Source organism: Kitasatospora sp. NPDC088134 (genome assembly GCF_044741705.1).
Lineage (GTDB): Bacteria > Actinomycetota > Actinomycetes > Streptomycetales > Streptomycetaceae > Kitasatospora.
Genome location: NZ_JBIUTD010000009.1, coordinates 1 through 13,166 on the forward strand (window position 1 = coordinate 1; position 13,166 = coordinate 13,166).

Here is a 13,166-nt window from a genome sequence, read left to right on the forward strand (position 1 = left end):
CCGATGGTACTGCAGGGGGGACCCTGTGGGAGAGTAGGACGCCGCCGAACAATCATTGTGGAGAAGCCCCCTGACGGGAAGTCAGGGGGCTTCTTTGCTGTAGGGTCATTCCGCACACTTGTCGCTGGTAACACAGGAGGCTCCCCAAGGTGGAGGTCCAGGAGACGCGAGTCCAGACCGACCGGGTCCTCACGATCCCGAACCTGCTGAGCATGGCTCGGCTGGTGGGCGTGCCGATCTTTCTGTGGTTGGTGTTGTGGCCGGTTTTCGGGGGGCCGCGGAATGACGGGTGGGCGATCGTCATTCTGATGCTGAGCGGGGTCAGTGACTACCTGGACGGGAAGCTGGCCCGGCGGTGGGGGCAGATCAGCCGGTTGGGGCAGTTGCTGGACCCGGCGGCGGACCGGTTGTACATCCTGTCGACGCTGGTGGGGTTGACCTGGCGGGAGATCCTGCCGTGGTGGTTGACGGCGGTGCTGGTGGCGCGGGAGCTGTTCGTCGGGGTGGTGCTGCTGCGGCTGAACCGGGCGGGGTACGCGCCGTTGAACGTGAGCTTCCTGGGGAAGGCGGCGACGTTCAATCTGATGTACGCGTTCCCGCTGTTGCTGCTGGGAGTCGGTGACGGGTGGGTGCACCGGGTTGCGGGAGCGGTCAGTTGGGCGTTCATCTGGTGGGGGACGACGCTGTACTGGTGGGCCGGCGCCTTGTATGCGGTACAGGCCCGGCAGATCCTGAGGACGGAGCGGGCGGCTGCCGTTTGAGACCGGCCTGAGACGTTTCACACGGCCCTCACGGTGAGTCGGATTCTTTGTTCCGGGTAGGGATGCGTCGGACCGGTTTGATGGACCCGAAGGGGTTCACCACCGCGAAGGAGGACGCACCCGTAATGAAAGCCGTTGTGATGGCGGGCGGGGAGGGCACTCGACTCCGCCCCATGACCTCCAGCATGCCCAAGCCACTGTTGCCTGTTGCCAATCGGCCGATCATGGAGCACGTGCTGCGGCTGCTGAAGAAGCACGGCCTCACCGACACCGTGGTCACGGTGCAGTTCCTGGCCTCGTTGGTCAAGAACTACTTCGGTGACGGTGAGGAACTGGGAATGCACCTCACCTACGCGAACGAGGAGACGCCGCTGGGGACGGCGGGCAGCGTGAAGAACGCCGAGGACGCGCTGCGGGACGATTCGTTTCTGGTGATCTCCGGCGACGCGCTCACCGACTTCGACCTTTCCGAGTTGATTGCCTTTCACCGGGAGAAGGGCGCACTGGTGACGGTGTGTCTCACCCGGGTGCCGAACCCGCTGGAATTCGGTATCACCATCACGGACGACGAGGGGAAGGTCGAGCGCTTCCTGGAGAAGCCGACCTGGGGGCAGGTCTTCTCGGACACCGTGAACACCGGTATCTACGTGATGGAGCCCGAGGTCTTCGACTACGTCGCGGCCGGCGAGTCGGTGGACTGGTCGAGCGACGTGTTCCCGCAGTTGCTCAAGGAGGGCAAGCCGGTGTTCGGCTACGTCGCCGAGGGCTACTGGGAGGACGTGGGCACGCACGAGAGCTACCTGAAGGCGCAGGCGGACGTCCTGGAGGGGAAGGTCCAGGTCGAGCTGGACGGGTTCGAGATCTCGCCCGGCGTGTGGGTGGCCGAGGGCGCGGAGGTGGACCCGGAGGCGGTGCTGCGCGGACCGCTGTACATCGGTGACTACGCCAAGGTCGAGGCCGGGGTGGAGTTGCGCGAGCACACCGTGCTGGGCTCGAACGTGGTGGTGAAGCGCGGGGCGTTCCTGCACAAGGCCGTGGTGCACGACAACGTGTACGTGGGGCCGCAGAGCAATCTGCGCGGGTGCGTGGTGGGCAAGAACACCGACGTGATGCGGGCCGCGCGGATCGACGAGGGGGCGGTGATCGGTGACGAGTGCCTGATCGGCGAGGAGTCGGCGATCGCGGGCAACGTCCGGGTCTACCCGTTCAAGACGATCGAGGCCGGCGCGTTCGTCAACACCTCGGTGATCTGGGAGTCCCGCGGGCAGGAGCACCTGTTCGGGGTGCGCGGCGTGTCGGGCATCCTGAACGTGGAGATCACGCCGGAGCTCGCTGTGCGGCTGGCGGGGGCGTACGCGACCACCTTGAAGAAGGGGGCGACGGTCACCATCGCGCGTGACCACTCGCGGGGTGCGCGGGCGTTGAAGCGGGCGATGATCTCGGCGCTGCAGACCAGTGCGATCGACGTCCGCGACCTGGAGAACGTGCCGATGCCGGTGGCCCGGCAGGCGACGGCGCGGGGGAGCGCGGGCGGGATCTTCCTGCGGACGACGCCCGGGGTGCCGGACTCGCTGGACATCCTGTTCTTCGACGAGCGCGGGGCGGACCTGTCGCAGGCCGGGCAGCGGAAGCTGGACCGGGTGTACTCGCGGCAGGAGTTCCGGCGGGCGTTCCCGGGCGAGATCGGCGACCTGCTGCACCCGGCGAGCGTGTTCGACTCGTACGCGACGAACCTGTTGCGGGCGGTGGACACCTCGGGGGTGCGGGAGGCCGGGCTGAAGGTCGTGGTGGACGCGGCGCACGGCAGTGCCGGGCTGGTGCTGCCGAGCATCCTGGGCCGGCTCGGGGTGGAGACGCTGACGGTGGCCGGCGGCCTGGACGAGGCGCGGCCGACCGAGGACGCGGACACCCGGAAGGCGGCGCTGGCCAGGCTGGGCGAGCTGGTGGCGTCCTCGCGGGCGGCGTTCGGGGTGCGGTTCGACCCGGTGGGCGAGCGGGTGTCCTTCGTGGACGAGCTCGGCCGGGTGATCCAGGACGACCGGGCGCTGCTGGTGCTGCTGGACCTGGTGGCGGCCGAGCGCCGTTCCGGGCAGGTGGCGCTGCCGGTGACGACGACGCGGATCGCCGAGCAGGTGGCGGCGTACCACGGCACGCAGGTGATCTGGACGACGACCTCGCCGGACGACCTGGCGAAGGCCGCGGCGGCGGACCACACCATTTTCGGCGGGGACGGGCGCGGCGGTTTCGTGGTCCCGGAGTTCTCCGGGGTGCTGGACGGTGCGGCGGCGTTCGTGCGGCTGGTCGGCCTGGTGGCGCGGACGCAGCTGACGCTGAGCCAGATCGACGCGCGGATCCCGCAGGCGCACATCCAGAAGCGGGACATCGCCACGCCGTGGGCCGCGAAGGGCATGGTGATGCGTTCGGTGGTGGAGGCGGCGGGCAACCGCAAGCTGGACACCACGGACGGTGTGCGGGTGGTCGAGCCGGACGGCCGGTGGACGCTGGTGCTGCCGGACCCGGCGGAGGCCGTGACGCACCTGTGGGCGGAGGGTCCGGACGACGAGGCGACGGAGCGGCTGCTCGACGAGTGGGCGGCGGTCGTGGACGGCGCCGGGCGGTAGCGCGCCGGTGGGGGCGGGACCGACCGGTCCCGCCCCCACCGGGGTTTGTCACGATCCTGTGCCGAAACCGTCCTGCCGGGCCGGTGCCTGGTCGTCCGGCGGCTTCCGGTCGTGAAACGATGTGCCGCATGCCAGCAACGTCGACGCCGAGTGACCCGGAGGGGCGCTTCCGCCGCCCGGACGCCTCGATGTCCCTGCTGACGACGGTGATGGACCACTCGCTGGACGACGGGTACGCGGAGGCGGCCCGGGCGCGCGGCGCGGAGGGCAGTTCGCGGTTGCCGGCGACGGCCCGGGGGCGGCTGGTGCTGGCCCTGGGGCTGGCGCTGGCGGGGGCGGTGGTGACGGTCGGGGCGGTGAACACGCAGGCCGCGGCGCCGGTGCTGGCGAAGGAGCGGGACGCCCTGGTGACCCGGGTGAACGACGCCAACAAGGCGGCGGACGCCCTGCAGCGCCAGGTCGAGCAGGACCGCGACCGGGTCGAGCAGGCGCAGTCCCAGGCGCTGGCGTCCGGCGACGACGGCGGGGTGGCCGAGCTGGCGGCGCGGACCGGGACCGGGGAGATCACCGGGCCGGGCGTGAAGCTGGTGATCGACGACGCCTCGGGGACGGGCGCGGGCGGCAACGTCAGCGACCCGCGGAACGCGGAGAGCTTCGGGAACAGCGGCCGGGTCAAGGACCACGACCTGCAGTACGCGGTGAACGGCCTGTGGCTGGCCGGGGCGGAGGCGGTGGCGGTGAACGGGCAGCGGCTGACCGCGCTGTCGGCGATCCGGGCGGCCGGTGACGCGATCCTGGTGGACAACCGGCCGCTGGTGCCGCCGTACACGGTGCTGGCGATCGGGGACGGGCCGCGGCTGGCGCAGTCCTTCCAGGACAACGAGGGCGGCCGCTACCTGAAGATCATCCAGGACAGTTACGGGATCAGGTCGACGGTGACGGCGCAGAAGTCGCTGACGCTGCCGGCCGCGCTGGGCGTGACGCTGCGGGTGGCCGGGGCGGAGTCGTCCGGGGCGCCGTCGTCCGCGCCGTCCGGTTCCCCGTCCCCGTCCGCCCCGGTGTCCCCGTCGGCGTCCCCCTCTCCCTCCCCGTCCGCGAAGGCGTCGAGGACGCCGTCGGGGCGGTCGACCGTGAAGTCCACCCCCTCCGGAACAGGAGCTGCTGCACCGTGATTGCCGTACTGGGTCTCGTGATCGGCGTGGTCGTCGGCGTGTTCGTGCAGCCGGAGGTGCCGAACGCGGTGGTGCCGTATCTGCCGATCGCCGTGGTGGCGGCGCTGGACGCGGTGTTCGGCGGGGTGCGGGCGATGCTGGACGGGATCTTCGACGACAAGGTCTTCGTGGTGTCGTTCCTGTCGAACGTGGTGGTGGCGGCGCTGATCGTGTTCCTGGGCGACCAGCTGGGGGTGGGGTCGCAGCTGTCGACCGGTGTGGTCGTGGTGCTGGGCATCCGGATCTTCTCGAACGCGGCCGCGATCCGCCGGCACGTGTTCCGGGCGTAGGGAGCGGCTGTGGACGAGGAGAAGGAGCAGCCGGAGCGGGCCGTGCCGGAGGGCCCGGAGGCGAAGGCGGAGAAGCCGGCGAAGACCGAGAGGGCGGCGGAGGAGCCGGCCGTCGAGCAGCCGGAGCCGGTGGCCGAGACCCGGCCGGAGGAGCCGGAACCGTCGGAGGAGCCGGAACGGCCGGAGGAGGACGGGCCGGTGACGGGGCGTCAGCCGGTGCGGCTGCCCTCGGAGGGGCGGGCGCGGCTGAAGGCGGCGATGTGGCCGCCGCGGGTCTCGCGGGGGCAGCTGGTGGTGGCGCTGCTGCTGTTCGCGCTGGGGCTGGCGCTGGCGATCCAGGTGCGGTCGACGAACGACCACAGCCAGCTGCGCGGGGCGCGGCAGGAGGACCTGGTGCGGATCCTGGACGAACTGGACGGGCGCCAGCAGCGTCTCCAGTTGGAGAAGACGCAGCTGGAGCAGTCCCTGGCGCAGTTGGAGAACTCGTCCAACCAGGCCAAGGAGGCGCAGGAGCAGACCAGGAAGAAGGCGGCCGAGCTGGGGGTGCTGGCGGGGACGGAGAGGGCGACCGGCCCGGGGATCGTGCTGACGATCGATGATCCCCAAGGGCTGGTGAAGGCGGATATGCTGCTGGACACCCTGCAGGAACTCCGAGCGGCGGGGGCGGAGGCGATTCAGATCAACGACGTGCGCGTGGTGGCCGGAACGTACTTCACCGACAACGCGTCGGGCGGCGGCGTGCAGATCGACGGGAAGAGCGTCTCGCAGCCGTTCCGCTTCGTCGTGGTGGGCAATCCGCAGGACCTGACCCCGGCCCTGAACATCCCCGGTGGTGTGGTGCGCAGCCTGGAGAAGCAGCAGGCGCGGGCGACCATCGTCCAGCAGCAGAAAGTGGTGGTGGACGCGTTGGCCACCCCGAAGCCGTTGCAGTACGGCAAGCCGGCGGCGAAGTGACGGGGCGCGCTCCGTACGGTTCGTCAGCTGCGGTCGGCCCCCGGTGGTGGGTGGCCGCGGCGGATCGGCGACACTGGGTCTTACCGATCGTCAGTCCCCGGTCCGATGCCGGGCCCACCGCCACACCGAGCCTTGAACCCTGCCCCGCGGGCGGTTCTGTCACACGCAAGGGGATTCGCCCGTGAGTTTTTTCTCGAAGCTTTTCGGCCGTAACAAGCAGGCCGCGGCGGAGGCGCCGACGGCGCGCTACCGGCAGGACGAGGCGGGCGTGCCGCCGATGCGTCCGGCGCCGGACGGGCAGCGTCCGCTGTACCGGGACGACGTGACCCAGGGCGCGGGCATCCCGACCGGGCAGTTCGACGCCGGTTACGGCGCGTCGGTTGATTCGGCGGGCGGGCCGCGCATAGGTTTCGCGTCAGGACCCTCAACCTCCGGTGGAGGGTTTGCCCCGGACCCCTATGCCCCGCACGTCCAGTCGGGTGTGCCGCGCCAGGAGGCTGCGAACATGGCTGGCACCAGCCCCTGCCCGCGGTGCGGGAACCAGAACCCGGCGATGGCCCGTTTCTGTTCGAACTGCGGGACGCAGCTGCGTGGCGGCTTCCCGGAGGGCGCGGCCGAGACCACCTCGACCATCTCGATCTCCGGCATCGAGTCGTACGACCCGAACGCCACCTCGACGGGCGCCACTCCGGCGCTGTCGGCCGAGGTGATGGCGGCGATCGACGCGCTGCCGCCGGGCTCGGCCCTGCTGATCGTGCAGCGCGGCCCGAACTCGGGCAGCCGGTTCCTGCTGGACTCGGACCTGACCACGGCCGGGCGGCACCCGCAGGGCGACATCTTCCTGGACGACGTGACGGTGTCGCGTCGGCACGTGGAGTTCCGCCGGCAGCCCGACGGCGGCTTCTCGGTCGCGGACGTGGGCAGCCTGAACGGCACCTACGTGAACCGGGAGCGGATCGACGAGGTGCTGCTCGGCAACGGCGACGAGGTGCAGATCGGGAAGTACCGGCTGGTGTTCTTCGCCAGCCACCACCGGGGGTACTGACCACTTCTCCGTTGGGAGCCCGAGTGACCCCACAGACTCCGACCCCGTCCCTCGGGACCTCGCCCGTGCCGGCCTCGCGCCGCGCGGGCGAGGCGCGCCGGCGGGGCGACGAACTGCTGTCGATCGGCGCGGTGCTGGCCTTCCTCCGGGACGACTTCCCGGAGGTGACGATCTCCAAGATCCGCTTCCTGGAGGCGGAGGGCCTGGTCGAGCCGCAGCGCACCCCGTCCGGCTACCGGAAGTTCTCCTCGGCGGACCTGGAGCGGCTGGCGTACGTGCTGCGGATGCAGCGCGACCACTACCTGCCGCTGCGGGTGATCCGCGAGCACCTGGACGCGATCGAGCGCGGCGAGCAGCCGCCGGCACTGCCGGGGGCGGAGGCCAGGCCCGGGCCGCTGGAGGAGGCGGACCGGGAGCTGGTGGCCGGGGCGGCCGCCGCGGGCGGGGTCCGGCTGGGCCGGGCGGAGCTGATCGCGGCCGCGGAGGCGCAGGAGCGCGAGCTCGTCGAGTGGGAGGCGTACGGGCTGGTGCAGTCCGGGCCGGACGGCGGGTACGACGGCGAGGCGCTGCAGATCGCGCGGCTGATCGCGGAGCTGGGCCGGTTCGGGCTGGAGCCGCGGCACCTGCGGGCGATGAAGGCGGCGGCGGACCGCGAGGTGGCGCTGGTGGACCAGGTGGTGGCGCCGCTGCGGCGGCACCGCAATCCGCAGACCAGGGCGCACGCGGAGGCGACGGCGCGGGAACTGGCCACCCTGTCGGTGCGGTTGCACGCGGCGATGGTGCAGGCGGGGCTGCGGGCCCGGTCCTGACCCGGCGGGGCGGGCGGCGTCCGGATCGCGGTGGCCGCTGCCTGCTGCGCTTTCCTATCGGGAGCGCGCGCCATAGGGTTGCTGGTGTGAATGAGCTAGACGTCGTGGGTGTCCGGGTGGAGATGCCCTCCAACCAGCCGATCGTGCTGCTCCGGGAGGTCGGTGGGGACCGCTACCTGCCGATCTGGATCGGTCCGGGCGAGGCGACCGCGATCGCCTTCGCCCAGCAGGGCATGACTCCGGTGCGGCCGTTGACGCACGACCTGTTCAAGGACGTGCTGGGCGCGCTGGGGCAGCAGTTGACCGAGGTGCGGATCAACGACCTGCGGGACGGCGTCTTCTACGCGGACCTGGTGTTCGCGGGTGGTGTCGAGGTGAGCGCGCGCCCCTCGGACGCGATAGCGCTGGCGTTGCGCACCGGTACGCCGATCTACGGGAGCGAGGAGGTGCTGGCGGAGGCCGGCATCTCGATCCCGGACGAGCAGGAGGACGAGGTCGAGAAGTTCCGGGAGTTCCTGGACCAGGTCTCGCCGGAGGACTTCGGCGGGGGCCAGCAGTAGCGGCCGGCCGGTGACGGCCCGTTAGCCGGACCGGCGGAGCGTCGCAACTCGGAGGTGCGGGAAAACCGTTCCGCTACCCACGCATGGGGCACGAATAACCACACGATGGTGTGAAGTTTGCGGAAGCCCCCGGCGTGGCGATCGTTGACGGTCCTCGGGCGACTGCCTACCGTCAGGTGATGGCCCGCCGTGGGCCACCCGTGGACCGGGGGCCCCGTTCGGGCCCGCACCGGCCCCGCGGAGCCCGGGGACGGAATGGACGGAGGTGGGCGATGAACGGCACCGGCGACGAGACGCGTTCCGGATCGCTGTGCGCGGTGCACCTGCCGCGGGCCGGCCGTGCGCTGATCGGGCGGCCCTGGCGGCCCGAGCCCGAGGGCGAGGAGCCGCCGCGGCTGGTCGGCCGCTTCCCCGCCGTCCAGCCCGGACAGCCCGCGATCGAGCGGATCGCACCGACGTCCGAGCTGGTCGGCTACCGCGGCCCGACCGCGTGCGCCGCCGCGGGCATCACCTACCGGCAGCTCGACTACTGGGCGCGCACCGGCCTGCTGGAGCCCTCGGTGCGCTCGGCGTACCCGGCGGGCGCCCAGCGGCTGTACAGCTTCCGCGACGTCCTGCTGCTCAAGATCGTCAAGCGGCTGCTGGACGCCGGGGTGTCGCTGCAGAACATCCGGGTGGCGGTGGGCCACCTGCAGTCCGCGGAGCGGACCGACCTGGCCGGGCTGACGCTGATGTGCGACGGCGCGACGGTCTACGAGTGCACCTCGCCGCAGCAGGTGGTCGACCTGCTGAACGGCGGCCAGGGCGTGTTCGGGATCGCGGTCGGCGCCGTCCGGCAGGAGCTGGAGGCGACGCTGGGCCGCCTGCACGGCGAGCGCACCGACACCGGGGAGACCCTGGTCGGCCACGACCCGGCCGACGAGCTGGCGCAGCGCCGCAACCGGGCGGTCTGACGGCCCGTCGGGAGCGTCCGGGGGCCGGGGCGGAACCGGGGCGGGGCGGCCGGTCGTCCTGCTCGGTGTGCTGACGATCATGAGGTGGCTGGGGCGCCGGTGGCGGGCGCTGCGGGCGCGCGGCCTGCCCGGGTGGGGCAGCCGGCGCGGGCAGCGCCGCTGGTTCCAGGCCGCGGTGCTGTGCTCGGTGCTGGGGCTGGCGCCGAGCGCCTGGCTGTACCTGGGCCAGTCCGCGCGGGTCGGGACGGTGGCGAGCGCGCCGGACGCGCCGGTGGCGGTGGTGTTCGGGGCCGGCCTGGTCGACGGGAAGCCCTCCCCGTACCTGGCGCACCGGCTGGACGCGGCGCTGGAGCTGTACCGGGCGGGGAAGGTGCGGGCGCTGCTGGTCACCGGCGACAACGGCACCGTCGAGTACGACGAGACCGACGCGATGCGCGGCTACCTGATCGAGCACGGCGTGCCCGCGGTGCGGGTGGTCGGCGACTACGCGGGCTTCGACACCTGGGACTCCTGCACCCGGGCGCACCGGATCTTCGGCGTGGACAGGGCGGTGCTGGTCAGCCAGACCTTCCACGTGCGCCGGGCGCTGGCGCTGTGCGGGGCGGCCGGCATCGACGCGTACGCGGTCGGCGTCGAGGAGTGGCACGACACCACCTGGAAGTACGGCGGGCTGCGGGAGATCCCCGGCGCGGTCAAGGCCGCCGTGAACGTGCTGCTGACGCCGGACCCGGCGCTGCTCGGCCCGCACGAGGAGGGCGTGGCGAAGGCGCTGGCGGACGCGGCGCGCGGCTGAGCGGGGCGGGTGGCTGAGCGGCGCGGGCGGCGGGTCGGCGGGGGACCGGCCGGGTGCCCCCGGGAATGTCGGTGGCGCGCGGGATGATCGGGCGGTGCGGACCGTGCCGAGCATCATCCACCTCGACATGGACGCCTTCTTCGCCGCGGTGGAGCAGGCGTCCAAGCCGAGCCTGCGCGGGAAGCCCGTCGTCGTCGGCGGGCTCGGCGGCCGGGGCGTGGTCTCCACCGCCTCCTACGAGGCCCGCCGGTTCGGCGTGCACTCGGCGATGCCGATGGCGCAGGCCCGCCGGCTCTGCCCGAACGCGGCGTTCCTGAGCGGCCGCTTCGAGGCGTACCGGGCCAACAGCGAGATCGTGATGGGCCTGCTGCGGGAGCGCTCGCCGCTGGTCGAGCCGCTCAGCCTGGACGAGGCCTTCGTCGACCTGGCGGCCGGGCCGTACGGGCCCGCGTTCGACGAGGTGACGCCTGCGGAGGGCGCGCAGCGGGTGCTGGCGCTGGCCGAGGACCTGCGGGCCGACATCGTGGAGCGGACGGGCCTGACCGCCTCGGTCGGGGCGGCGGGCTCGAAGCTGATGGCGAAGATCGCCTCCGAGCAGGCCAAGCCGGACGGGCTGGTGCTGATCGAGCCCGGCTCGGAGCGCTCGGTGCTGGCCCCGATGCCGGTGCGGGCGCTGCCCGGGATCGGCCCCGCGACCGAACAGGCGCTGCGCCGGGCCGGGTTGACGACCGTCGCGGACCTGGCGGAGGCCGGGTCGGACGAGCTGGTCGGGCTGCTGGGCAAGGCGCACGGCACGGGCGTCTTCCGGATGGCGCTCGGCTGGGACGAGCGGCCGGTGGTGGCGGACCGGGACGCCAAGTCGGTCTCGGTGGAGGACACCTTCGAGGTCGACCTCGCCGACCGGGACCGGATCCTGCGCGAGGTCGACCTGCTGGCCGCGCGCTGCGTGCGCCGGCTGCGGGCGACCGGGCGTTCCGGGCGGACGGTGGTGCTCAAGGTCCGGCGCTTCGACTTCTCCACGCTGACCCGCTCGGAGACGCTGCGCGGGCCCACCGACGACGAGGACGTGATCGCCGCCACGGCCCGGCGGCTGGCGTTGGGGGTGGACGTGACGGGCGGGGTGCGGCTGCTGGGGGTCGGGGTCGCGCAGCTCGCGGACTTCACCCAGGAGGACCTGTTCGCGCAGGCGGAGCGGGAGGAGCTGGCGGCGGTGGCCGCGGCCGTCGAGGAGCCGGCGGCGGTGGCGGAGGAACCGGAGGCGCCGGCGGCCCGCCGCTGGTGGCCCGGACAGGACGTGACGCATCGTCAGCACGGGCCGGGATGGGTCCAGGGCAGCGGGGTGGGCCGGGTGACGGTGCGCTTCGAGACGCCGTGGTCGGGAGTGGGGCGGGTGCGGACGTTCGCGGTCGACGACGAGGAGCTGACGGCGTCGGGAGCGCTGCCGCTGCGCGAGCCGGAGGCGTGAGCGGGGGATCGGTGAGGTGGGCGCGGCGCGGGGTGGTCGGGCGCGCAGTTCCTCGTGCCCCATTGGCGGGTGGGTGGCGTGGTCGGGGGTGAGGGGGAATGCGCGGACACCCCCGCCGATGCCCGTGGCGGGGGTGTCCGTGGGGCTCGCGTGTGTCCAGGACGCGAGGGACGCCGTCAGGCGTCGGCCGGGGTGAGCGCGGGCTCGGTGGCGGGGCGCTCGGCGGGGGTGGCGGTGGGCTTGATGCGGCGGATGGCGAACGGGACGACCGCGGCGACCAGGCACATCGCGCCGGCGACCCAGAAGGCGTGCCGGTAGGCGTCCAGGGTGGGGAGCTGGACCGGGATGGGCAGCTTCAGGGTGTCGCCGGTGAGGATCGCGGCCATCACGGCGGTGCCGATCGCGCCGCCGACGGTGCGCAGGACGGCGTTCATGCCGTTGGCGATGCCGGACTGCTCGGCCGGGACGGCGCCGTTGATGTAGGCGGGCATCGCGGCGTAGGCGAGGCCGACGCCGAGGCCGAAGACCGCGGAGGAGAAGTAGATGTCGAACTCGGTGCCGTGGCGCAGCGCGAGGTAGGCCATCGAGACGGCGCCGAGCAGGCCGCCGAGGACCAGCGGGAGGCGCGGGCCGCGGCGGGCGATCAGCAGGGCGCCGAGCGGGGCGGCGACCATCGAGCCGATCGCGGAGGGCAGCAGCATGATGCCGGCGTGCAGGACGGTGGCGGTGAAGCCGTAGTGGGCGAGCTTCTCCGGGGTCTGCGCGAAGTTGCTGATCACCATGAACGAGCCGTACATGCCGAAGCCGATCAGCAGGCCGGAGATGTTGGTGAAGGCGACGGCGGGGCGGGCCATCATCGACAGGTCGACCAGCGGGTGGGCGACCTTGGACTCGACCACGATCCAGAGCAGGGCGACCACGGCGGCGACGGCGAACAGGCCGAGGGTGCGGTTGGAGGTCCAGCCCCAGTGGTTGCCCTGGCTGACGGCGATCAGCAGGGCGGAGAGCCAGCCGGCCAGGGTGAGCGCGCCGAGCGGGTCGGCGCCGCCCTCCTTGTCGACGACCGGGTCGGCGGGCACCCGGAGGACCACCAGGGCGACCGCGAGCAGGCCGAAGACCAGGCCCATCCAGAAGATCGACTTGTAGCTCCAGTGCTCCAGCAGCAGGCCGGTGGCGACCAGGCCGAGGCCGGAGCCGACGCCCATGGAGGCGGAGATGGCGGCGACGCCGCCGGTGACCTTCTGCTTGGGCAGTTCGTCGCGGACGATGCTGATCGCCAGCGGCAGCACGCCACCGCCGGCGCCCTGCAGGACGCGGGCGACGACCAGCCAGGTGAAGGAGTGGGTGCTGACCGCGAGGCCGGAGCCGAGGACCAGGCCGGCCAGTGAGACCAGCAGCATCGGCTTGCGGCCGCGCAGGTCGCCGAAGCGGCCGAGCAGCGGGGTCAGGACGGCCGCGGAGAGCAGGTTCGCGGTCATCAGCCAGGTGACGGTGGAGCCGGAGACGTCCAACTCGCGGGCCAGGCCGGGCAGGATCGGGACGACCGCGGTCTGCACCACGCTGAAGGCCAGCATGGCCAGGATCAGGGCGGGCAGGACCCGGGCACTGGTGGGCTTGGCGGCCGCGGCGGTGGGCTGTGGTGCCTCACTCACGGGGACTCCTCCGGAAACGTTGCTTCAGACAGGCGATAGTGCATGAACTGAA

General features: G+C 72.5%; 12 protein-coding genes. 11 read left to right on the forward strand and 1 reads right to left on the reverse strand.

What is annotated here, in order from left to right; translation table 11 throughout:
- The first annotated feature begins 149 nt into the window (after window positions 1-149).
- The 11 genes from ACIOHG_RS16405 (at window position 150) to ACIOHG_RS16455 (ending at window position 11,462) form a co-directional block, all read left to right on the forward strand.
- Window positions 150-761, forward strand: coding sequence for a CDP-alcohol phosphatidyltransferase family protein (locus ACIOHG_RS16405; RefSeq protein ID WP_400950631.1), 612 nt, complete (start codon window positions 150-152; stop codon window positions 759-761).
- A gap of 125 nt (window positions 762-886) precedes the next feature.
- Entirely contained in the window at window positions 887-3,382 is a 2,496-nt protein-coding gene (locus tag ACIOHG_RS16410) for a sugar phosphate nucleotidyltransferase (RefSeq protein WP_400950634.1), read from the forward strand.
- Window positions 3,383-3,501: 119 nt separating this feature from the next.
- Window positions 3,502-4,554 (forward strand): DUF881 domain-containing protein, encoded by a 1,053-nt coding sequence (locus tag ACIOHG_RS16415; protein WP_400950637.1) that lies wholly within the window; start codon window positions 3,502-3,504, stop codon window positions 4,552-4,554.
- Window positions 4,551-4,883 (forward strand): small basic family protein, encoded by a 333-nt coding sequence (locus tag ACIOHG_RS16420; protein ID WP_043908904.1) that lies wholly within the window; start codon window positions 4,551-4,553, stop codon window positions 4,881-4,883. The genes ACIOHG_RS16415 and ACIOHG_RS16420 overlap by 4 nt, the downstream gene beginning before the upstream one ends.
- A gap of 9 nt (window positions 4,884-4,892) precedes the next feature.
- Window positions 4,893-5,837, forward strand: a complete 945-nt coding sequence (locus tag ACIOHG_RS16425) for a DUF881 domain-containing protein (RefSeq protein ID WP_400950639.1) — start codon at window positions 4,893-4,895, stop codon at window positions 5,835-5,837.
- A gap of 181 nt (window positions 5,838-6,018) precedes the next feature.
- Complete coding sequence (locus ACIOHG_RS16430) at window positions 6,019-6,882, forward strand: FHA domain-containing protein (protein WP_400950642.1); 864 nt, start codon at window positions 6,019-6,021, stop codon at window positions 6,880-6,882.
- A gap of 65 nt (window positions 6,883-6,947) precedes the next feature.
- Window positions 6,948-7,691, forward strand: a complete 744-nt coding sequence (locus tag ACIOHG_RS16435) for a MerR family transcriptional regulator (RefSeq protein WP_400951182.1) — start codon at window positions 6,948-6,950, stop codon at window positions 7,689-7,691.
- An 86-nt stretch (window positions 7,692-7,777) separates the two neighbouring features.
- Window positions 7,778-8,251: a bifunctional nuclease family protein gene (locus ACIOHG_RS16440; protein ID WP_176186287.1), complete on the forward strand. Its 474-nt coding sequence runs from the start codon at window positions 7,778-7,780 to the stop codon at window positions 8,249-8,251.
- A gap of 272 nt (window positions 8,252-8,523) precedes the next feature.
- Window positions 8,524-9,204 carry a MerR family transcriptional regulator gene (locus ACIOHG_RS16445; RefSeq protein ID WP_400950644.1) on the forward strand — a complete coding sequence of 227 codons (681 nt, stop codon included), beginning with the start codon at window positions 8,524-8,526 and terminating at the stop codon, window positions 9,202-9,204.
- A 79-nt stretch (window positions 9,205-9,283) separates the two neighbouring features.
- Window positions 9,284-9,997, forward strand: a complete 714-nt coding sequence (locus tag ACIOHG_RS16450) for a vancomycin high temperature exclusion protein (RefSeq protein ID WP_400950647.1) — start codon at window positions 9,284-9,286, stop codon at window positions 9,995-9,997.
- A gap of 94 nt (window positions 9,998-10,091) precedes the next feature.
- Window positions 10,092-11,462 (forward strand): DNA polymerase IV, encoded by a 1,371-nt coding sequence (locus ACIOHG_RS16455; RefSeq protein ID WP_400950649.1) that lies wholly within the window; start codon window positions 10,092-10,094, stop codon window positions 11,460-11,462.
- Between the two features lie 176 nt (window positions 11,463-11,638).
- Here ACIOHG_RS16455 and ACIOHG_RS16460 read toward each other — a convergent pair whose 3' ends face one another.
- The gene (locus tag ACIOHG_RS16460) at window positions 11,639-13,114 is read right to left on the reverse strand and encodes an MFS transporter (RefSeq protein WP_400950652.1); all 1,476 of its coding nucleotides are present in this window, start codon (window positions 13,112-13,114) and stop codon (window positions 11,639-11,641) included.
- Window positions 13,115-13,166: the final 52 nt, after the last annotated feature.